Here is a 20,889-nt window from a genome sequence, read left to right as displayed (position 1 = left end):
TGACAGCATAATTTATTAATATTTTTTAAATGTTAAGGCTCTATTCATGCGCATGACTCTACGCCAGTTGGCTGTTTTTGTAGCAGTTGCTCAAGAAGGTACCGTCACCAAAGCCAGTGATGCAGTCAAACTCACCCAAAGTGCGGCGAGTATGGCTTTAGCAGATTTAGAAGATGGTCTTGGCGCACCTTTATTCGACCGTCTAGGCAAGCGTTTACAGCTGAATGATTTAGGTCGTTTTCTTCTCCCGCAAGCACTTGAAATTCTTGGTCGCTGTGAAGCTTTTGAACAAGCTGCTAAAGGTGAACTGCAAAGCATTGACTTGCGTCTCGGTGCGACCCTGACCATTTCCGACTATCTGATGCCAGACCTAATGGCGGATTTCCTGAAAATTCAGCCACAGGCACACTTGCAACTTCAGGTGGGTAATACTCGCCAGATGATTGAAGCCGTCAACCAGTTCCAGCTGGATCTTGCGCTGATTGAAGGTTCTTGTCACTTACCACAGCTGCAATGTATCCATTGGCGTGATGATGAACTCGCGGTGTGCTGTGCTCCCGATCATCCACTTGCTCAGTTAAACCGTCTACTGACTGCAGAAGACTTTAAATCTGTAGAATGGATTCTTCGTGAAGAAGGTTCAGGCACGCGCGAAGTCTTTGACAATGCCATTCTGCAAGATGTTCCAGATGCTAATATCCGTCTGACGCTAGGTCATAATGAAGCAATTCTAAAGATTGTGGCAGGTGGTTTAGGGATGTCCTGTATTTCCAAGCTGGCAATTGAACCTTTACAGGAAAAAGGCCAACTGGTGATTCTGAATACTCCATTCTGGTCACTCACCCGTCCTTTATTTATGCTGGTACACCGCCAGAAATATCAAGGTCCAGGCCTCAAAGCTTTTATGAAATTCTGTGAAGCATAAATTTCACTTTCAATAAAAAGCGCCTTTTGGCGCTTTTTTATTACCTGAATAAATGTCTCTTACTAATTTCTTCCTTAAACTGTCTTTCACATGGAACACCATCATGATTTCCATCCATCTGAGTACCCGGGCAATTTCGCAAAAAGAATACTGCTTCATCATAAGAGCGCATCTGGCTACAATGGGTTCTACCATCACATCGATAAGGTGAAGATACTGAAGTGGATGAGGCAGTACTTCTAATAGGAGTATTTGTGGATACCTCTAAATTCTTCCTTCCTTGTTCACTTAGGCCTTGTTCTGGTAAGTCACCTAAAGCAGCACGTTGTTCTGAAACAAGCCTTTTTTGTTCTTGCATTAAATGCTCAAGTTGCTGTTGCTTTTGTATTTTATAGTTTTGGTATTTTCCATAAACCAATACAGAAAGTATCACGATAATGATTAAACCAATGCCTGTAATCAATTTTGATAAAACTGACTTTTTAGGCTGATGATAAGGTACTGCTCTTTCGATCTGAAGATCATTATGTTGACTAACAATTTTTGAAAGTGTCTTTTGATATGAGATATCTAAACGAACAATATGATCTGCTTTAAACTTGCCTGCATCCTGTATTTTGAGAAACTTTAAACTTTCCCCCAACTTTGGGTGGCACGTTCTTATTTGGGAAGTCTTTAATATGGAAGAATAAATCTTTTGACTCACCAGCTATCTCAATAAAACCAAAACCTCGTTCTTCGTTATAGGTCTTGATCTTCCCCTCTAAAAACATAATTCACTCTATTGTTTGATATTTTTAATTATTGTATTCAAAAAGCGTTTAAAATCCTAAGATAAAAAAAGCACCTTAAGATGCTTTTTTATTTGAATGATGAGACAAATATCTTAGTAAATGAGAACCTAACTTAAATTTCTCCAAAAATCATAAATCCAATTGCTGTTACCAGAATCAACCAAAGTGTAGGACTAAAGAAAATGGTATTGCGTGCCGGATTAACTATCGTAGTAGAAGCTAGAGATGGCAATGCGACTACTTCAGAAACGAACTCTTCCTGACTCTTGATATCCAAACGTACCATATTGTCCAGTTGAATCGCATTTTGCTCTTCAATTATTCTAAATTTAAGTCGTTCTCCGACTTGAGGTACTATTTCAGGTGAAGGTAATTGATCTAACTGAAAATTAAGTTCCTTCGCATTATTTGCCAATTCAATACTTCCCACCCCTCGTACAGCATCATAGGTTTTAATTCTTCCATCTGTGAACATGATATGTGTCCCTAGATCATTCAACAGATGCCTAGTTTATATGGAAGGGATTAAAGGATATTGTTAAGCTTTGGTGGGTATTTTATTGTTTTCGCAACATTCTATAAGCTTTAGATTACACAAGATTCCTACAACTTACATAAATTTATAATTCGAATAAAAAGGAGGCTTTAAACCACTGCTGTCCCATAGTTTGCTTTAAATAAAAAAACCTGAGTCCTAACAGTTAAAATATGAGTGCAAACAAACACTTTAACGACCAGGATTCAGGTTTTGTCACATCAGAATACCGTATTTCATGAGCTAATTAAACCTGTTGTGCGACAGGATTTTGAACAACTTGCTAAAGTACACCATGTTGGACAGAAATTTAGAGCGGCTTCCCGGTGGGATCAGTTTATTGCCATATTGATGTCTCAATTCTCTTGTAGGCAAAGTCTGAGAGATATTCAATCCAATTTGGAGTGCCAACAGGAAAAGCTAAGTCATCTCGGAGCAAAGTCTATTCCCCGAAGCACGCTGGCACGAATCAATGAGCAGCAGCCTGCTGCCTTGTATCAACAGCTATTTTACAAGTTGCTTAAATACTATGAACACTCAAAAGTAGCTCATAAATTTCGCTTTAAGAATCCCTTGTATTCCTTGGATGCCAGTCATATTGACCTGTCGCTTTCCTTATGTGAATGGGCCAAAGTTCACGACTCAAAAGCCAGCATGAAACTCAGTATAGGATTGAATCACAGCAATGATATTCCTGAGTTTGTTGCAGTTGAAAATGGCAAAGAAAATGACATGGTACAAGGCCGCAAATTCCAGTTTCCTGCTGGCAGCATTGTAGTTTTTGATAAAGGCTATGTCGATTACCAATGGTATGCAAATCTGACTGCTCAAAACATTGGATTTGTCACACGTTTTAGGCCTAAATCTGTGTATCAGGTGATCCAGCAACATCCAGTGCTTGAATCCAAAGGTATTCTAAAAGATGAAACCATTCAGCTGAATAGCGCACATGCCCTAAAAAGAAAAGCCCCAGTGTTAAGAAGAATTGAATATAGAGATCAGCAAAGTGGCAAGCACTTTAGCTTTCTCAGCAATAACTTTCATTTAGCCGCCTCCACCATTGCGGCGATTTATAAAGATCGTTGGAAAGTTGAGCTATTCTTTAAGGCGATTAAGCAGAATCTCAAATTAAAAGCGTTTCTAGGCCGCAGCAGGAACGCAATTCAGACACAAATCTGGATTGCGATGATCGCCTATTTATTGGTGAGTTTCGCTCAACATTTAGGAAAAACAGGTTGGACAGTTCAACGTTTACTCAGAATAATTCAAGTGAATTTGTTTGAAAGAAGAACTTTAAAAGCTTTATTTTCACCCGATAAAATACCCATAAAACAAGAGGAAGCTCAAATGAGCTTCCTCTTGTGAAAAATTGTGGGACAGCAATGGGCTTTAAACCCTCCTTTTGAATGTATTTTCCAAACAAAAATTAACGCTTTAAATTCGACAATAGTGCTGATGTAATCGAAGTATTGACTGCTACCGCTTTGGCTTTTTTGGCTTTCTTCGATCTATCTTCTACACGTTCAATTTTAATAGCTTTATAGCGATCACCATTTTGAATTACATTGAATTTTACTCGATCATTGCGCTTCGGCTCACCTGAATCGGTGGGGAAATCCGAGATATGAAAAAATACCTGACCCTCAGGTGAAGAAATAAAACCAAATCCTTTTTCTGGATTGTACTGTTTTACTTTTCCTTGGTATTGTTCGGAAGTCATAAACGTCCCCTACTCTGTATCTGTCAGTATTCAGTATATAAAAAAGAGGCTGTAAAAGCCCCTTTTCTGTTCATTTTCAAAAATATTAATCTTTTTGAACTGAACCAAAAATCTTGTCACCCGCATCGCCCAGACCCGGAACGATGTAACTATTTTCATTCAAGCCATGATCAATCGCCGCAGTGAAAATCACCACATCTGGATGAGCTTCTTCAACACGTTTAATGCCTTCAGGTGCAGCGACCAATACCATCACACGAATATCTTTACAGCCACTGGCTTTCAATACATCAATCGCAGCTACCAGAGAAGAACCTGTCGCCAGCATTGGATCAATGATCATCGCAAGACGGTTTTGTACGTCTGGAACCAGTTTTTTATAGTAAGTACGTGCCTGTAGGGTTTCTTCATCACGTTCCAGGCCCAGTACAGAAACTTTGGCACTTGGAATCAGATTCAGGAAACCGTCCAGCATACCAATACCTGCACGTAGAATTGGCACAACAGTAATTTTCTTACCTGCAATACGGTCTACAGTCACCGGTCCGTTCCAGCCATCAATCTCATGTTCAACGACAGGAAGATCCTTGGTCGCTTCATAAGTCAAAAGCATAGTCACTTCCTGAGCAAGCTCACGGAAGTTCTTGGTACTAATGTCAGCACGACGCAGTAAACCGAGTTTATGTCGAATTAAAGGATGACGGATTTCATGGATTGCCACGGGAGAACACCTAGAAGGTTAAAAATAAATTTCCGCTATTATAAAGACTTTTCCGGATTTGTTTAACTAAAAAAGCCCCCGATCGTGGAGGCTTTTTTGTAATAACTTCAAACTTGCGCTGAATTAGTTAAAACCACTTTGAACCAAAGTGAAAATAAACTGTTGTAATTCAGGCGACATTGCGAAGAATGCATAGCGAGACAGTGCAATGATTGGATCCGGATAAACACCGATCACCAGTACTAGTAATGCAACGAGCAATACCATGATACCGCCGACTTTTTGACCCCAGTGATTTACAGCGTCAAGACGTGGTGTTTCTGGTGGAGTCATATACATGACAACCATCACACGCAGGTAGTAGTACAGACCGATACCTGAACCCAGGATAACCATCGCGGCAAGGAACCAAGACTCGCCAGCTACCGCAGTTTTCACTACCAGGAACTTACCGATGAAGCCCGCTGTTAATGGAATACCTGCTAGAGATAGCATCATCACAGTTAATACAGCAGTCAATACTGGACGGCGCCAGAACAGACCGCGGTACTCAGCCAAGCTACCTGCTTCATCTGTATTGTTATACGGACTAGACATCAGCGTTACCACACCGAAAGCACCAATCGTAGTCAATACATAAGTGATAATATAGACGTTTACACTTTCAAAAGTCGCGAAACCTTGAACCTGTAAAAAGTCAGTATTACGTGCAGATACGATTGCAACCAGTACATAACCGAAGTGAGCAATTGAAGAGTATGCCAAGATACGTTTCAGGTTCACCTGTTTCACTGCAAGCAAGTTACCTACAATGATGGAAAGTACTGCAATAACGCTGATGATAGTGACGAAACTATCTGACAGGATTAAGCCAGAAGACAATACATAACGTACAAACAGACCCAGCATTGCCACTTTAGACACAGTTGCAAGGAAAGTTGCAACTGGCGCTGGAGCACCTGCATATACGTCTGGTGTCCATTTGTGGAATGGAGCCAGTGACAGTTTAAAGCCAACAGCGAATACAATCAGTGCCAGACCGATTACCACAGCAGGTTGACTAAATGCAGTCAACAGTTTGCCTGGTTCAGCGACAAAGCTTAGAGAACCTGTATATGCGTAAACATATGCCATACCCATCAACAACATTGCAGATGCAGTTGCTGAAAGCACCAGATATTTCACACCTGCCTCAAGTGAGTGAGAACGTTGATGTGTATACGCCAATAAGCCGTATACAGGGATCGACATGAGCTCAAGGCTAATGAAGAAAGATGCATAGTGAGAACTTGCCACCATCAGCATCGCACCGGCAACGGAGGTCAGCATCAGGATATACAGTTCTTCACGGTTATCTTTATAGGTTTCAATATAAGCATGTGACAAAGTACTACACGCCAGTGCAGCCACAATAATCACAAACTGGTACAGCATCGTAAACGGATCTACGAGGAACAGGTTCATTACATTAGCAGGTGCAAATTGACCCGCTAACAGAACGAACAGAATGTACAACGCCGCCAGGTTTAAACCAATGACTGTCGTAGTCGCAACTAAGTTATGGTTACGCTTAATTGCAGTAAGCAACATCACGACGATCGCAGTCAATGACACGATCATCACAGGTGCTAGAGGCATAAGCTCAGAAAAAGACATTGTGAAGTTCATGGCTTATTGGATCTCCACATTTTCAGCTGAAACGGCAGCTTGCTGCACAGCATCAGCTGCTTCAGACACAGGAATGTAGCTATTCGCTAACCACGCCATGCTTGAGTTAGAAACGTCAAGGAAGCTTTGTGGGTATAGACCAAGCCATGCTAGACCAAATGCACAGATCAGCAAAATTACCACTTCACGTGCATTTAAATCTTTTAACGGATTTGTGTAGTGCTGTTTTTGCTCTTCGTTTGGAACACCAAACAACGCTTTATGGATCAGAATCAAACCGTACAGACCCGCAAATACCAAGCTGATTGCAGCGAGGATTGTGAATGCAGGGAATTTACCGAATGAACCCATCAGGATCAGGAACTCACCAATGAAGTTACCTAGACCTGGAATACCGACAAGCGCCGCGATGAAGAACATCAGGAAGAATGCAAGGTATGGGAACTGACCACGAATACCACCCATCAAACGCATATCACGTGTATGAACACGTTCGTACACCTGACCACACATAATGAACAGCGCCGCAGATGACAGACCGTGAGCCAGCATCATGATCATCAGACCTTGGAAGGTCAGGATGTTACCTGCATAAATTGCAAGTAAAACGAAGCCCATGTGTGAAATAGACGTATACGCCAATAAACGTTTCATATCGGTTTGCTGGAAAGCACACCAAGCACCGTAGAAGATACCGATTAAACCGAAAATGATCGCGATGTCTGCAAACTGTGCAGAAGCCGCCGGGAAGAATGGAATCACGAAACGGATCAGACCGTAAGCAGCTGTCTTAATCAAGATACCTGCAAGGTCAACAGAACCCGCTGTTGGTGCTTGCGCATGCGCATCTGGTAACCAGCCGTGTAATGGGAAAACTGGAAGTTTTACTGCAAAACCGATGAATAGGCAGATCATGAATGCATAAGCAACTGCTGGCGCTTGTGTATCCAGCATGTTCGCTACACCCATCAGGTAGTTATAGTCGAAACGGATTTGACCAGTCATGGTGTAGCCTACAGTCACCAGACCGAGGATACCAATCAGCATGACTAAACCAGCCACCTGTGTGTAGATGAAGAACTTGGTTGCAGCGTATACACGGGACTTGCCTTCTGCCCCTTTATGACCCCAAAGTGCGATCAGGAAGTAGATCGGCACCAGCATCATCTCCCAGAAGAAGAAGAACAGGAACAGGTCAATTGCCAGGAATACACCGATTACACCACCCAGAGACCATAAAAGGTTCAGGTGGAAGAAACCAACGTTTTTCTGAATCTCACCCCATGAACAGCCTACTGCCAGCACACCAAGGAGTGCAGTCAAGCCAACCATCAGTAAAGACAAACCATCCACCGCAAGGTGAATGTTAATGCCCAGGGTTTGAATCCAAGGCAATTTGAACTCGGCTGCCCACGTAGGAGCCGCACCGCCAAGTTCATAGTTATAAGTACCCGACTGCCAAAGGACGATGGTCAAGACCAGCGTCACTAACATACCAATCAGCGCGATATAACGCGGAAGGTGTTGGTCGAGTTTATCGACCAACCAGCAAATAAAACCTGCAATGAACGGAATGAGGATCAGAGCCGGCAAAATAATATTGTTTGGAGCTTCCATTTTATTTCCCCACTACCTGAATCACGAGCAAGATCATCAGTAGGACAACGACACCGAGCCCCATACTAGATGCATATTCACGCAGTGAACCTGTTTGACGTGAACTGGTAAAGCTATGACCACCTTTAACCAGTGCAGGTAGCACTAGCCAGAAGCCATCAATTGGATCACGGCCGAACAGTTTCGCGAAGAACAAATAAGGCTTCACAAAAACGATGTCATACAGCTTGTCGAAACCAAGTGCATTACGGCAGATGTTGGCAAGACCCGCACCCAGAGAAGTTTTCGCAAAAGATTTCACAGCATTGTAAGCAAAAGCAAACAGCACTACGCCAATTGCAAGACCTACCAGTGCAATACCTACTGCTGTGTACTCTGCAGTATGCATGCCATGTTCAAGTGCTTCCGGAATTTCAAATGCAGGAAGTTTAGCCGCATTCAAAATGCTTTCCACAGGCGCTTTTAATGCCGCACCCACGAAAGTTGAAAGTACTGCAAGAATTGCCAATGGACCCCAGTAAGTTACACCCTTGATTGCGTGGTAAGGTGTGTTTTCTTTACCGAAGAATACAACCCAGATTAGACGGAATGTATAGATCGAAGTCAGGAACGCACCGATTACACCCACCCAGTAAAGTGTGCTGTAAACTGCGATTGATTGACCTTGTACCCATACCGCACCCAGGATTGCATCTTTTGAGAAGAAGCCCACAGTGATGAATGGAATTGCAGCCAATGCACCGCCACCAATGGCGAAACATGCAAACAGGAACTTGTTCTTGTAGAACAGACCGCCCATCTTGAAGATGTTTTGTTCGTGGTGGTAAGCCAGAATCACGGCACCAGAAGACAAGAATAATAATGCCTTGAAGAATGCGTGAGTTAGCATGTGGAACAGACCCGCCTGGTATGCTTCAGCACCTACAGCCATAAACATGTAGCCCAACTGACTCATCGTTGAGTAAGCCAAAATACGTTTGATGTCTGTTTGTACCAATGCAGCAAAACCAGCTACCAGTAATGTCACCGCACCAGTAATCGAGATGAACATCATCACTTCAGGCGCAAGCTCAAATACTGTGAATAGACGACAGCACAGGTAAACACCTGCTGTTACCATTGTCGCAGCGTGGATCAATGCAGAAACAGGAGTCGGACCTGCCATCGCATCTGCCAACCATGTTTGTAACGGGATCTGCGCAGATTTACCAGCAGCACCTAGGAACAACATTAGTGCAGTCCAGATGGTCAATGATGAGCTTTGAGTCATCACAGTCGCAGCATTTTCTACGATGTACTGAGTATTCAATGTACCGAATTGCTGGAACAGCAAGAACATGGCGATCAACAGGAATACGTCACCAATACGGGTAACGGTAAATGCCTTGATCGCTGCCACACCGTTTGCAGGGTTTTGGTAGTAATAACCAATCAGCAGGTAAGAACACAGACCTACACCTTCCCAACCCAGGAATAACAACGCCAGGTTGTCACCCAGTACCAGCAATAACATGCTTGCAACGAACAGGTTGAAGTAAGAGAAGAAACGTGCGAAGTCTTGTTCACCACGCATGTACCATGATGCAAAGATATGGATCAGGAAACCAACGCCTGTCACCATGCCCAGCATTAACAGAGACAAACCGTCCAGGTGCAGGCTAATGCCCGGTGCAAAACCATCGACATTGAACCAGGTCCAAAGAGGTTGTACTACTGCGGTAGAACCAGTGTTGACAAAGTCCATACCCGCAATGAGTGCGAACAATGCCGATAACCCCACAGCCCCTACACCAATAATGGCTGCAACTGTTTCAGGAAGCTTATGACGCCCTGCCGCTAAAAGGACGAAGCCAATGAGCGGGAATAAAATTGTTAGATATAAATAACTCATCCGCGCATCTCACTAGCAGCATCCACATCCAGATGATGGAAGCGATGATAGAACTGAAGGACGATCGCAAGACCGATACATGCCTCTGCCGCAGCAAGGGTCAGAATCAGAATAAACATGATTTGACCATCAGGCTGTGCCCATGCACTGCCCGCCAGGACGAATGCCAAAGCAGCGGCATTCATCATGATTTCAAGGCTCATTAAAATGAATAGCAGGTTGCGTCGCACCATTACACCGTAAAAACCCAGTGCAAAAAGAATGGATGCAACGATCAAACCATGCTCTAAAGGAATGTTGCCCATTATTGTTGTTCCTCTTCTGCACCTGGTTCACGTTTACCCAAATGGAATGCTGCAACAAGTGATGCAAGCAATAACATCGCGGCAACTTCTACCAACAATAAGTATTGCGTAAAGAGTGATTGACCTACCGCTTTAGGACCGACCATTTCAGTGCCCATTACCATTGAAGGCTGCACGTAATCTGATTTAAGTACCCAAACCAGGATCAGACCAATCAGGAAGCTCATCAATGCCGGATAAGCCCAAGCCGATGAAGTCAACCATTTGCGTTCCTGAGCAACAGTCTGTTCGCCCAGGTTCAGCATCATTACCACGAACACGAATAACACCATGATCGCACCAGCATAAACGATGACTTCAAGCGCACCCGCAAAGGGTGCACCCACGATCAGGAACAGTCCTGCTACAGCAAGGAGTGAAACGATCAGGCTTAATAAAGCATGTACCGGATTCGTGTTAGTTACCACACGAACCGTAGAGACGATGGCCACAAGGGCCATTAAATAAAATGGCCACATCATGGTAATAGACTCCGTACATCAACAGGTGCACTTTCACGCTGTGCCTGACCTTTGTCCTTACCAGCAACTGCCATACCGGTTACACGGTAGAAGTTATAGTCAGGATATTTACCAGGACCAGAAATCAGCAAGTGTTCTTTTTCGTAGACTAGGTCTTGACGAACATATTCGCCTAATTCGAAATCTGGTGTCATTTGAATCGCAGTCGTAGGACATGCTTCTTCACACATGCCGCAGAAAATACAACGAGAGAAGTTGATACGGAAAAATTCCGGATACCAACGACCATCTTCACGTTCTGCTTTTTGGAGTGAAATACAGCCTACCGGACATGCAACCGCACACAGGTTACATGCCACACAACGCTCTTCGCCATCTGGGTCACGCGTTAATACGATACGACCACGGAAACGTGGTGGCACGATTTCTTCGGCTGGCACTTCCGGATATAAAATGGTGTCACGTTTGCGCGTTGCATGGGTAAATACCATAAACAACGTACGAACGATTGACCCGAATCCAGCTAGAAATTTAAACATTTTGTTCTCCCTGCTGTCTTAGGCCTGATTCAACAGAATCACAGCACCAGTCACCAAAAGGTTAACCAACGCCAATGGCAAGCAAATTTTCCAACCAAAGTTCATCACTTGGTCATAACGTGGACGCATTAAAGAACCACGCGCCAATACAAACATCATTACGAAGAATGCTGTTTTAATAATGAACCAGAATGCTGGTGGAAGGAAATCAAAACCAAATGGTGCTAACCAGCCACCGAAGAACAGGGTTACGATCAATGCAGAGATCAGTACTACGTTCACGTATTCCGCAACGAAGAACATACCCCATTTCATACCGCCATATTCTACGTGGTAACCTTCCGCCAGTTCCTGTTCCGCTTCTGGTTGGTCAAATGGGTGACGGTGAGTTACCGCAACACCTGCAACCACGAAGATCAGGAAGCCTAAGAACTGAGGAATGATAAACCATACATCTTTCTGTGCTTCTACGATTTCACGCATGTTGAATGAACCGGCAATTGCCACTACACCCATCAGGGAAATACCCAGGAACACTTCATAAGAAATAGTTTGTGCTGCTGAACGTAGACCACCAAGCAATGCGTATTTGTTGTTAGAAGACCAACCACCAAACAGTACTGCATATACCGCAATACCTGCCATTGCCATGAAGAACAACAAACCGATACTCATGTCTGCAACACCTAGATAAGGTGATACAGGAATAACCATGAATGACAGCACCGCAGTTGCCATCGCAACTGCTGGAGCCATACGGAAAGTCAATTTATCAGCAAATTTTGGTGTCCAGTCTTCCTTGAACATGATTTTCAGCATGTCGGCAACAATCTGGAACATACCGCCCGGACCGACACGGTTCGGACCGTAACGGTCTTGCCATAAGCCGAGTAAACGACGTTCAATAAAAGACATCAACGCAGCGATCAGTACTACAACCAGTAAGATCACGATCGCTTGAAGTACTGAATAGGCGATTGGCCAGTTTTCAGCCCACAGCGGCGTTTGACGGATTAATTCTTGTTCCATGAATTACGCTCCTACCGCGACTGAAACAGGCTCTGCAAGAGATACCGTTGGTGCAAGACCAATTGGGTAGCCAATATAACCTGTTGGTAAGTATTCAATCACTTGTACAGGAAGAACGATTGAAGCCTCGCCTGCTTTCACAGTGATCTTCTGACCGTCTTGCAGGTTCAAGCGTGTAGCATCCTGTTCGCCCACTGCAAATACTGCGTCAGGAATACGTGATTCCATTGCCGGAGTTTTAATGGTGAACTCGCCAGATGCAAAGATGTGATGCATTGGTACCAGACGGAAGCTTTCAGCATTTACAAGCACAGGTGCTGGTGCAACGAAGCTACGTGCTGGACGTTTTGGTAAACGGTCGAATAAACGAACGCCTGAATCACCGCCTTTTAAGTGACCGCCCACTTCATCCTGGTATTTGTTCCAGGCTTGTGGTGAGTTCCAGCCTGCAGCCCAAGCAAATGGTACCAGTGAAGATGGAGTCTCATCACCGACATAACCTTCCATAGAGAATGTTAATGCACTGTCTTTATCAGTAGGCTGTTTCGGCTCATGTACAGACAATGGCGCACGCATCGAAGTACGACCTGAATAACGACGTGGTTCACGTGCCACTTTCAGACCATGGACACGAAAGCCTGCATCTGGTGCTACATCCAGAATACCTTCAAGTGCAGGAACGTTGCTTGCTACTGACTCGATCACATCATCCAGCACAGTCCAAGAAATCGCTTTGCCTTGTACGCCTGTTTCCAGTGCGTGTAACCAGCGCCAAGATTCTTTGATTGCCAGTTCCGGGTTGTAGTAGTTAGGGTCATACACTTGGTAGAAACGTTGTGCACGGCCTTCTTGAGAAACGACAGTACCATCACCTTCAGCAAATGAAGCAGCAGACAATACAATATTGGCTTTCTTCACAGTCGCAGTTTCAGAGTGATCCAATACGATCACCTGTTTGCCTGCAAGCGCAGCATCAACCTGAGCTACTGGTAAACGACGGTATAGATCGTTTTCTACAATTAGGACAGTGTCATAGTCTTGTGCAAATGCTTGTTCAAGACTTTGACCACCGAAGATTGCCAGCCCCATTGAGTTCACTTCAGGAACAGTCAAGGTCAAGCCCGCATTACCTAAGTTTTGTGCTACTTGTGCAGCAGCTTCCATGATAGTTGCGTCTTGTAGACTTGTGCCAGAGATGATCAGTGGCTTCTTCGCAGCTTTCAGCGTATCTGCTATGGTTTGTGCAAATGCTTTCGCATCGTCATCAAGACCAGTGATGACTTCACCTTTCACGCCCGCAGCAATCGCGAAGCCTAAACGTGCGATATCGTTTGGAGAAGCAACCACTTCACCTTCCGCAACGTCAGACAAACGTGTTTGTGTTGCAGCCAGAATGTAAATCGGAGATTTCGCATCTTGGGCAATACGTTGTACAGGTTCAGCCAGCCATTCTTGGGTACGGCGCTCTGCAGCCATTTCCTTGCCTTTATTTTTCGCAGCTTGACGAACAGATAAAGCCATACGTGGCGCAGTTTGAGTCAGGTCTTCACCCAGAATCAGTACCGCATCATAGCTTTCGATTTCACGCATGTTCGGGTTATAAACACCCTCGGTTTGCATAATCGATGCAGCCAGTTCAACCAGATTTTGCTCTTTTTGAGCCATACCGGTTGAGTAGTTGTCTTGACCAACTAATTCACGTAGTGCGAAGTTAGCTTCAAGTGATGCACGTGGAGAGCCGATCCCCAGAACTTTTTTGCCTTGGATTTTCGCAATTACGGTATCCAGTGCAGTATCAACAGAAACTGTTTCTACATTTGTACCAGTACGGAACTGTGGCTGACGCGGACGGTCTTTACGGTTTACATAACCGGTACCGAAACGGCCTTTATCGCACAGGAAGTATTGGTTCACTTCACCGTTGAAACGGTTTTCAACGCGACGAAGCTCGCCATAACGCTCACCTGGAGAGATGTTACAACCTGAAGAACAGCCATGACATACGCTTGGTGCGTACTGCATGTCCCATTTACGGTTATAGCGTTCTGAGTGAGTCTTATCGGTGAATACACCCGTTGGACACACTTCGGTCAGGTTACCTGAGAATTCAGATTCCAAAGTACCTGATTCCGGACGACCGAAATAAACGCGAGAAGCGTTCGCATATACGCCGAAATCTGTACCGCCCGCATAGTCTTTGTAATAACGAACACAACGGTAACATGCGATACAACGGTTCATCTCGTGCGCAATGAACGAACCAAGTTCTTGGTTGTAGTGCGTACGTTTGGTGAAACGGTAACGACGACGGTCGTGTTGAGTCATTACTGTCATATCTTGCAGGTGACAGTGACCACCTTCTTCACAGACTGGACAGTCGTGCGGGTGATTGGTCATCAAGAATTCAACAACAGAAGCACGGAAATCTTTCGCTTCTTTGTCTTCAATCGAGATGTAGGTATTGTCAGCAGCCGGTGTCATACATGACATGACCAAACGACCACGCGTATCTTCTGGATTCGCGTATTGAGTCACAGCACATTGACGGCAAGAACCGACAGAACCTAAGGATGGATGCCAACAAAAGTATGGGATGTCGATGCCAAGACTCAAACATGCTTGCAGCAAGTTTTCCGAGCCGTTGACTTCATACGATTTTCCATCGACATGAATTGTAGCCATAGTCGAATTCCTTAAGCTTGTTCTACGTTGCGGGTTTGAGCGGCAGCATTTACGACTTTCGCTTCAAATTCGCCACGGAAATGTTTGAGTGCGCCCATTAACGGTTCCATAGCACCTGGTGCGTGAGCACAGAAAGTTTTACCAATCCAAAGCTTACGAGTCAGTTCTTGTAAGTGATCGATATCTTCTTTCTTGCCAGTACCATCTTCAAGTGCTTTAAGCGCTTTCACCGCCCAAGGTAAGCCATCACGGCAAGGTGTACACCAGCCACATGATTCACGCGCAAAGAATTCTTCTAGGTTACGTGTTGCTGAAACCATACATTGAGTTTCATCAACCACCATGAGCAAACACGTACCCAGACGTGAACCTGCTTTCATGATGCTTTCCGCATCCATCGGAAGATCGATATGCTCAGCAGCCAGGAAGTCAGTTGATGCACCACCGGGTAACCATGCTTTCAGCTTCAAGCCGTCACGCATACCACCAGCATGTTCTTCAATCACTTCACGTGCAGTGGTACCGAATGGCAGTTCCCATAGACCCGGGAATTTCACCCTACCTGAAGCACCATAAATTTTTGTGCCAGGATCTTTCGATTTGCCTGCAGACAGACCGATGTACCATTCTGGGCCACGCAACATGATGGCTGGCAAGTTGTTGTAGGTCTCTACGTTGTTCACAATTGTAGGACGACCCCAAGCACCTGCAACCTGCGGGAATGGTGGTTTGGTACGCGGGTTTGCACGGCGACCTTCAAGCGAGTTAATCAATGCAGTTTCTTCACCACAGATATAACGACCCGCACCGGTATGCACGTGTAACTCGAAGCTCCAGCCAGAATCCAGGATGTTGTCACCCAGATAACCTTTGGCACGAACCTGTTCAAGCGCTTCGTTCAGGTATTTCGCCGCTTCGATGTATTCACCACGGATGAAGATATAACCTTGAGTTGCTTCAAGGGTATAAGCTGCAATCAGCATACCTTCGATCAGCTGGTGAGGAAGATCTTCCATCAACAGACGGTCTTTGAAGGTACCTGGTTCCATCTCATCGGCATTACAAATCAGGTAACGTGGACCTGAATTGTCATTTGGCGCCATCAGCGACCATTTGATCCCTGCCGGGAAGCCTGCACCACCACGACCTTTTACGGTTGCTGCTTTTACAACTTCCAGCACTTCTTTCGGTGTCATAGACAGGGCTTTTTTAAAGCCTGCATAGCCTTCAAGCGCTTCGTAATCATCAACGTGACGGACATTTGCTTGTTTGCTCAGACGCCAAGTCAGTGGATGCGTTTCCGGGTTACCGTCGCCATAAATTGGTTTTGGTTCGGTATTCATACATACTTCTCCAATAACTGTTTAATTGATGTCACTTCCACGAGACCGTGAGTGTCTTCATCAATCATGAGGGTTGGACCTTTGTCACAGTTACCTAGGCAGCAAATTGGAAGCAAGGTAAAACGGCCATCCGCTGTGGTTTGGCCGAACTGGATACCCAATTCACGCTGGAATGCTTCTGCTAAAGTCTCCGCACCCATCAAGAAACACGCAATTGAGTCACACAGTAAAATTACGTGACGACCCACTGGCTGACGGTAAATACGGTTATAGAACGTTGCAACCCCTTCCAAATCGGCAAGGCTCATGCTGAGCATTTGCGCGATGGCATTCATTTGAGCATCGTCTACCCAGCCATTACGGCGTTGTACACATTTGAGCGCATCAAGACACGCTGCACGTGGGTACGGGTAATGCCCAATGTGATGTTCAATTTCGTGGATTTCTTCCGAAGTTAAAATCCCTTCAACATTCACACGTGGCTTTTTATCAGTCAAAATCATCATAATGCGTTTACCCCTTAGCGATCCACGTCAGCCATTACGACGTCGATTGTCGCTAAATAAATGATTAAGTCAGATACAAGACTGCCGTTAATCACAGAAGGCATTTGCTGTAAATGCGTGAAAGTTGGTGTACGAATACGGGTACGGTAACTCATGGTTGACTTGTCTGAAGTCAGATAATAAGTCGACGCACCTTTCACCACCTCTGCCATCACAGATGATTCACCTGCAGGCATTACAGGGCCCCAAGAAACGCTTAAGAAGTGCGTAATCAAGGTTTCAATATCTTGTAATGTTTTGTCTTTTGGTGGTGGAACAGCCAGCGGATGGTCCGCTTTGTACGCGCCAGAAGGCATATTCTCTAGACACTGCTTAATGATTTTCAGTGACTGTTCGATTTCACGGAAGTGAACAATCACACGAGCATATGCATCGCCTTCGTACTCAACTGGCACTTCGAAGTCATAGTTTTCATAACCACTGTATGGACGGTATTTACGAACATCAAAGTCGATACCTGTCGCACGCAGACCAGTACCTGTTACACCCCATGCCAATGCAGATTTCGCATCGTACTGAGCCACATTACGGGTACGACCCATGAATACAGAGTTTTTCAGTGCTGCAGTATAGTATTCGTTCAAACGTTTAGGCATCCAGTCGAGCAAGTCTCGAACCAGTTTTTCCCAACCATTTGGCAAATCATGTGCAGTACCACCGATACGGAACCATGCTGGATGCATACGGTAACCAGTAATCGCTTCCACGATGTCATACACTTTCTGACGGTCAGCGAACATATAGAATACTGGGGTCATACCGCCGGCATCCTGAATCGCAGTACCGATGTACAGCAAGTGGTTATTGATACGGAACAGTTCCGACATCATGACACGAATACATTGTGCGCGGTCTGGCACAGTAATACCTGCCAGTTGTTCCACACCCATCACATACGGCATGTTTTGAGCACAACCACCTAAGTAGTCCACACGGTCAGTATAAGGAATGAATGAATGCCAAGTTTGACGTTCAGCCATCTTTTCCACACCACGGTGGTGATAGCCAATATCTGGCACACAGTCTTTCACTTCTTCACCATCCAACTGCAAAATTACACGGAACGCACCGTGCGCAGATGGGTGGTTAGGACCCAAGTTCAGGAACATGAAGTCTTCGTCTTTATTACCACGCTTTAAGCCCCAATCTTCAGGAACAAAGCGAAGGTGTTCTTGCTCGAAGTCTTGTTTGGCTTGGTTCTGCATATACGGTGTATATTCCGTTGCACGTGCAGAATATTCTTTACGTAGCGGGTGACCTTCCCAGTAGGTTGGCAACAAGATACGACGGAGCATTGGATGCCCTTCGAAATTGATGCCGAACATGTCATAAGCTTCACGCTCATACCAGTTCGCATTTGGCCAGATATTCGTTGCGGTCGGAATATTCAGATCGCTGTCGCTTAATGCAACTTTAATACGAATGTCACAGTTACGCTCTAAAGATAATAAATGATAGAACACTGTGAATTCTGACGCAGGCAAACCGTCACGGTGCGTACGTAAACGCTCATCTACTGCAGACAAGTCGAATAGCATCACGTATGGACGTGGCACGGTACGCAAGAACATTAGTACTTCTTGTACACGTGCGCGCTCAACCCAAACTGTCGGGAAATCCTCGAAAGTCGTTTGCACAAAGAAGTTCTCACCAAACTTGGTTTTGAGCTCTTCAATGATGGCAAATGCTGGGCGTGAATCAACTGCTGTTGATTCTGGCATAGCAATGTCAGTTTCAGCCATTGGCTTGGCTTCCTATTTAATACAAATTCAGTCAACCTAAACGACAACTACACCCATAGCGGGTGCACAACAAAAAACCGGTCGTTTAAATTATTTAATTTCATCCATAGAGCGTAAGTTCTTCACAGCCACACGCTGGTCTTTCTTACGGTCACGTTCCGGTATCATCTTTGGCTTATACACTGGCTTAAGATCATCACCGATTACCGCAGACAGCGGACGACGCTCTAATTGAATTTGGTCTTGTAACAGCATTAATGCCTGGATCAATGCTTCAGGACGTGGTGGGCAGCCCGGAACGTATACATCTACCGGAATAATCTTGTCCACACCTTGTACGACTGAATAAATATCGTACATACCACCTGAGTTCGCACACGCACCCATTGAAATAACCCATTTCGGTTCAAGCATCTGTTCATACAGACGTTGAATTACCGGAGCCATTTTCACGAAGCATGTACCTGCTACGATCATCAAGTCTGCCTGACGCGGTGAAGCACGGATAACTTCTGCACCGAAACGTGACAAGTCATGCACACCGGTCAAAGTCGTTGCATATTCAACGTAGCAGCAAGATGTACCAAAGTTAAATGGCCAAACTGAGTTCTTACGACCCCAGTTCACTGCTGTGTGCATTACATCCTCTAGGCGAGTCATGAACACATTTTTATTCACTTCTTCTTCTAGAAGCGGATCTTCTACAACGATACGCTCTTGAAGTGGATATTCATCAGCATTCGGATTCGCACGGGTTAATGTATATTTCATCCCGAGTTACTCCTTATCAGAGGGTTGAACTTGTGATTTTTTCACAAGACCAGATGATTGAGCTGGGATTTGACCAGTTGGATCCATAACCAATTCTTCAACAGAGTTGAAGCGCGTAATTTCTGCAAGATCCATATTTGGCGAACCAATTTTAGCTTTGTATCCTGCTGCTTTACGTCTGTCTGAAGGTGCCCAGTTCAGTGCGCCTGTCGATAATTCGTAAACCAAACCAACAAGTAAAACCAAAATAAAGATAGCTGCAGTTGCAAAACCAATCCAACCTACTTCACGAACAGAAGATGCCCATGCATACAGGTAAAGTGCTTCGAGGTCGAAGACTACAAAGAAAATTGCAACTAAATAGAATTTCGCAGACAAGCGGATACGAGCTCCACCTGCGCTGACTACGCCTGACTCAAACTGCTCCTGCTTGGCACGGCCCCATGATTTACCCCCGAGGAGTAATGGGACAGTGAGCATAAAGACGCATAAAAATGTAACGCCGATCACGAAGGCAATAATTGCCCATTCGTATGGAGTAATGGCACTCATGCGGGGATAACTCCTGGCAGGCCGATTTATTAACAAAGAATGTATGTATTGGCCTTCAAATACACCAAACACAAAATTAATCCCGCCAATTGTACCTGATTTTGGATTTCACTTGCTAGTTTATAAGCCTTAGTCTTTTGGATGATTTTTTAGACATTCCTAATTTTATTCTGGCTTTAAGCTCATAGAATCTCAACCGATCGTTTTTTTAAATTAAAGTTTAAATTTCCATTATTTTTTTCTAAACCCAGATAGACTTTTAAAGCTCTGCTTAAGTAAGCCTCACTCCTTTACAGTGGCTGGCTACCTACCTAATGAAAAGAAACTTATAAAGAATCAATCAAAAACATTTCACCTTTGCATAATGCCTCGAAAAAAATAAGTGTATTTTTAAAAGATGTTTAACATGAATGTTGTCATTCAACTAGAAGTCGCCCTTTTCTGCCCGCCCTCGGTAAACCTTAAAAGAGCAATTGTGTATTTTTGCAACACGTCCAACAGTTTGATTCAGATTATGATATTTCTATTTTTAAACACACTATGACATTGATAAAGTAACAATAAGGAGTCCATGCATGTCTCTACGATTTACCCATAAACCCGATTATTTTTTCTTTGCGCAATTATTGATGCGACATGTAGAAAGCTATATTCAAAAACATCAGGATGCCAGCAATGCAATCTTTGACTTAGGGGATATTCATAAACTTTTCCAGACAGACTATGCCTCTTCCAGCATTAACTTGGACGGTATTATGAATATTGCCGATGAGTATAAGCTCGAAACCTTGTCTGGCGACCAGAAACTAATCCAGAGCTATCAGGTAGATGTTAAAAACAACAAGTTGCTGATCAACTTCAATTCTGATGCCTTAAACAGCCTGAAAGAAGGCAAGCCACTGATTGAACCGGATGCTACCATCCATGAATAATCCCCTTTAAATAGCCATAAAAAAACGATACCTATG

The 20,889-nt window shown here is 44.4% G+C and carries 21 protein-coding genes; 3 read left to right on the top strand and 18 right to left on the bottom strand.

The window, feature by feature from the left end; genetic code table 11:
• Positions 1-46: 46 nt before the first annotated feature.
• Positions 47-925 (top strand): LysR family transcriptional regulator GigC, encoded by an 879-nt coding sequence (gene gigC / locus C3F22_RS02335; protein ID WP_104425829.1) that lies wholly within the window; start codon positions 47-49, stop codon positions 923-925.
• Positions 926-965: 40 nt separating this feature from the next.
• On the opposite strand, the gene C3F22_RS02330 is transcribed toward gigC, so the two are convergent.
• From C3F22_RS02330 to C3F22_RS02325, 3 genes are all read right to left on the bottom strand, one after another.
• Positions 966-1,568, bottom strand: a complete 603-nt coding sequence (locus C3F22_RS02330; RefSeq protein WP_376745112.1) for an excalibur calcium-binding domain-containing protein — start codon at positions 1,566-1,568, stop codon at positions 966-968.
• Positions 1,519-1,698 (bottom strand): cold-shock protein, encoded by a 180-nt coding sequence (locus tag C3F22_RS18825; RefSeq protein ID WP_376745113.1) that lies wholly within the window; start codon positions 1,696-1,698, stop codon positions 1,519-1,521. Before C3F22_RS18825 ends, C3F22_RS02330 begins: the two co-directional genes overlap by 50 nt.
• Before the next feature lie 133 nt (positions 1,699-1,831).
• Positions 1,832-2,194, bottom strand: coding sequence for a hypothetical protein (locus C3F22_RS02325; protein ID WP_104425828.1), 363 nt, complete (start codon positions 2,192-2,194; stop codon positions 1,832-1,834).
• Between the two features lie 273 nt (positions 2,195-2,467).
• Here C3F22_RS02325 and C3F22_RS02320 point away from each other — a divergent pair, with 273 nt between their 5' ends.
• Entirely contained in the window at positions 2,468-3,619 is a 1,152-nt protein-coding gene (locus C3F22_RS02320) for an IS4-like element ISAbe18 family transposase (protein ID WP_004646736.1), read from the top strand.
• A gap of 61 nt (positions 3,620-3,680) precedes the next feature.
• Here the strand turns inward: C3F22_RS02320 and C3F22_RS02315 are convergent, their stop codons facing one another.
• The 15 genes from C3F22_RS02315 to ndhC form a co-directional block, all read right to left on the bottom strand.
• Positions 3,681-3,974 (bottom strand): cold shock domain-containing protein, encoded by a 294-nt coding sequence (locus C3F22_RS02315; RefSeq protein ID WP_104425827.1) that lies wholly within the window; start codon positions 3,972-3,974, stop codon positions 3,681-3,683.
• Between the two features lie 85 nt (positions 3,975-4,059).
• The gene (gene upp / locus C3F22_RS02310; protein ID WP_104425826.1) at positions 4,060-4,695 is read right to left on the bottom strand and encodes a uracil phosphoribosyltransferase; all 636 of its coding nucleotides are present in this window, start codon (positions 4,693-4,695) and stop codon (positions 4,060-4,062) included.
• A gap of 123 nt (positions 4,696-4,818) precedes the next feature.
• Entirely contained in the window at positions 4,819-6,363 is a 1,545-nt protein-coding gene (gene nuoN / locus C3F22_RS02305; RefSeq protein WP_104425825.1) for an NADH-quinone oxidoreductase subunit NuoN, read from the bottom strand.
• A 3-nt stretch (positions 6,364-6,366) separates the two neighbouring features.
• Positions 6,367-7,980 carry an NADH-quinone oxidoreductase subunit M gene (nuoM, locus tag C3F22_RS02300; protein ID WP_004785072.1) on the bottom strand — a complete coding sequence of 538 codons (1,614 nt, stop codon included), beginning with the start codon at positions 7,978-7,980 and terminating at the stop codon, positions 6,367-6,369.
• Between the two features lies 1 nt (position 7,981).
• Entirely contained in the window at positions 7,982-9,871 is a 1,890-nt protein-coding gene (gene nuoL / locus C3F22_RS02295) for an NADH-quinone oxidoreductase subunit L (RefSeq protein WP_104425824.1), read from the bottom strand.
• Positions 9,868-10,176: an NADH-quinone oxidoreductase subunit NuoK gene (nuoK, locus tag C3F22_RS02290; RefSeq protein ID WP_004280769.1), complete on the bottom strand. Its 309-nt coding sequence runs from the start codon at positions 10,174-10,176 to the stop codon at positions 9,868-9,870. The genes nuoL and nuoK overlap by 4 nt, the downstream gene beginning before the upstream one ends.
• A complete protein-coding gene (gene nuoJ / locus C3F22_RS02285; RefSeq protein ID WP_171056685.1) occupies positions 10,176-10,694 on the bottom strand; it encodes an NADH-quinone oxidoreductase subunit J in 519 nt (172 codons plus the stop codon). Before nuoJ ends, nuoK begins: the two co-directional genes overlap by 1 nt.
• A complete protein-coding gene (gene nuoI, locus C3F22_RS02280) occupies positions 10,694-11,236 on the bottom strand; it encodes an NADH-quinone oxidoreductase subunit NuoI (RefSeq protein ID WP_004785079.1) in 543 nt (180 codons plus the stop codon). Before nuoI ends, nuoJ begins: the two co-directional genes overlap by 1 nt.
• Before the next feature lie 18 nt (positions 11,237-11,254).
• A complete protein-coding gene (nuoH, locus tag C3F22_RS02275) occupies positions 11,255-12,265 on the bottom strand; it encodes an NADH-quinone oxidoreductase subunit NuoH (protein WP_104425823.1) in 1,011 nt (336 codons plus the stop codon).
• 3 nt (positions 12,266-12,268) lie between these two features.
• Positions 12,269-14,947 carry an NADH-quinone oxidoreductase subunit NuoG gene (gene nuoG, locus C3F22_RS02270; RefSeq protein ID WP_104425822.1) on the bottom strand — a complete coding sequence of 893 codons (2,679 nt, stop codon included), beginning with the start codon at positions 14,945-14,947 and terminating at the stop codon, positions 12,269-12,271.
• An 11-nt stretch (positions 14,948-14,958) separates the two neighbouring features.
• Positions 14,959-16,290, bottom strand: a complete 1,332-nt coding sequence (gene nuoF / locus C3F22_RS02265; protein WP_104425821.1) for an NADH-quinone oxidoreductase subunit NuoF — start codon at positions 16,288-16,290, stop codon at positions 14,959-14,961.
• A complete protein-coding gene (nuoE, locus tag C3F22_RS02260) occupies positions 16,287-16,796 on the bottom strand; it encodes an NADH-quinone oxidoreductase subunit NuoE (RefSeq protein ID WP_004785086.1) in 510 nt (169 codons plus the stop codon). The genes nuoF and nuoE overlap by 4 nt, the downstream gene beginning before the upstream one ends.
• A gap of 14 nt (positions 16,797-16,810) precedes the next feature.
• On the bottom strand, positions 16,811-18,598 hold the full coding sequence (gene nuoC, locus C3F22_RS02255) for an NADH-quinone oxidoreductase subunit C/D (RefSeq protein WP_008307459.1): 1,788 nt from the start codon (positions 18,596-18,598) through the stop codon (positions 16,811-16,813).
• 90 nt (positions 18,599-18,688) lie between these two features.
• Positions 18,689-19,369 carry a NuoB/complex I 20 kDa subunit family protein gene (locus C3F22_RS02250; RefSeq protein WP_008307457.1) on the bottom strand — a complete coding sequence of 227 codons (681 nt, stop codon included), beginning with the start codon at positions 19,367-19,369 and terminating at the stop codon, positions 18,689-18,691.
• A 6-nt stretch (positions 19,370-19,375) separates the two neighbouring features.
• Entirely contained in the window at positions 19,376-19,921 is a 546-nt protein-coding gene (gene ndhC / locus C3F22_RS02245; protein ID WP_004785092.1) for an NADH-quinone oxidoreductase subunit A, read from the bottom strand.
• A 575-nt stretch (positions 19,922-20,496) separates the two neighbouring features.
• On the opposite strand from ndhC, the gene C3F22_RS02240 reads away from it, so the two are divergent.
• Complete coding sequence (locus C3F22_RS02240; RefSeq protein WP_004785094.1) at positions 20,497-20,853, top strand: hypothetical protein; 357 nt, start codon at positions 20,497-20,499, stop codon at positions 20,851-20,853.
• Positions 20,854-20,889 lie beyond the last annotated feature (36 nt).

Origin of the sequence: Acinetobacter sp. ACNIH1, assembly GCF_002934695.1 — a bacterium.
GTDB classification, from domain to species: domain Bacteria; phylum Pseudomonadota; class Gammaproteobacteria; order Pseudomonadales; family Moraxellaceae; genus Acinetobacter; species Acinetobacter variabilis.
The sequence above is the reverse complement of the archived record's forward strand: the minus strand, read 5'-3'. Positions and strand labels throughout refer to the sequence as shown.

What these genes read in the sequence shown, in the direction of transcription:
- gigC (WP_104425829.1), top strand. Translation starts at nt 47, where the DNA reads ATGCGCATGACTCTACGCCAGTTGGCTGTTTTTGTAGCAGTTGCTCAA.
- C3F22_RS18825 (WP_376745113.1), bottom strand. Translation starts at nt 1,698, where the DNA reads ATGTTTTTAGAGGGGAAGATCAAGACCTATAACGAAGAACGAGGTTTT.
- C3F22_RS02325 (WP_104425828.1), bottom strand. Translation starts at nt 2,194, where the DNA reads ATGTTCACAGATGGAAGAATTAAAACCTATGATGCTGTACGAGGGGTG.
- C3F22_RS02315 (WP_104425827.1), bottom strand. Translation starts at nt 3,974, where the DNA reads ATGACTTCCGAACAATACCAAGGAAAAGTAAAACAGTACAATCCAGAA.
- nuoN (WP_104425825.1), bottom strand. Translation starts at nt 6,363, where the DNA reads ATGAACTTCACAATGTCTTTTTCTGAGCTTATGCCTCTAGCACCTGTG.
- nuoM (WP_004785072.1), bottom strand. Translation starts at nt 7,980, where the DNA reads ATGGAAGCTCCAAACAATATTATTTTGCCGGCTCTGATCCTCATTCCG.
- nuoL (WP_104425824.1), bottom strand. Translation starts at nt 9,871, where the DNA reads ATGAGTTATTTATATCTAACAATTTTATTCCCGCTCATTGGCTTCGTC.
- nuoK (WP_004280769.1), bottom strand. Translation starts at nt 10,176, where the DNA reads ATGGGCAACATTCCTTTAGAGCATGGTTTGATCGTTGCATCCATTCTT.
- nuoJ (WP_171056685.1), bottom strand. Translation starts at nt 10,694, where the DNA reads ATGTGGCCATTTTATTTAATGGCCCTTGTGGCCATCGTCTCTACGGTT.
- nuoI (WP_004785079.1), bottom strand. Translation starts at nt 11,236, where the DNA reads ATGTTTAAATTTCTAGCTGGATTCGGGTCAATCGTTCGTACGTTGTTT.
- nuoH (WP_104425823.1), bottom strand. Translation starts at nt 12,265, where the DNA reads ATGGAACAAGAATTAATCCGTCAAACGCCGCTGTGGGCTGAAAACTGG.
- nuoG (WP_104425822.1), bottom strand. Translation starts at nt 14,947, where the DNA reads ATGGCTACAATTCATGTCGATGGAAAATCGTATGAAGTCAACGGCTCG.
- nuoF (WP_104425821.1), bottom strand. Translation starts at nt 16,290, where the DNA reads ATGAATACCGAACCAAAACCAATTTATGGCGACGGTAACCCGGAAACG.
- nuoE (WP_004785086.1), bottom strand. Translation starts at nt 16,796, where the DNA reads ATGATGATTTTGACTGATAAAAAGCCACGTGTGAATGTTGAAGGGATT.
- nuoC (WP_008307459.1), bottom strand. Translation starts at nt 18,598, where the DNA reads ATGGCTGAAACTGACATTGCTATGCCAGAATCAACAGCAGTTGATTCA.
- C3F22_RS02250 (WP_008307457.1), bottom strand. Translation starts at nt 19,369, where the DNA reads ATGAAATATACATTAACCCGTGCGAATCCGAATGCTGATGAATATCCA.
- ndhC (WP_004785092.1), bottom strand. Translation starts at nt 19,921, where the DNA reads ATGAGTGCCATTACTCCATACGAATGGGCAATTATTGCCTTCGTGATC.
- C3F22_RS02240 (WP_004785094.1), top strand. Translation starts at nt 20,497, where the DNA reads ATGTCTCTACGATTTACCCATAAACCCGATTATTTTTTCTTTGCGCAA.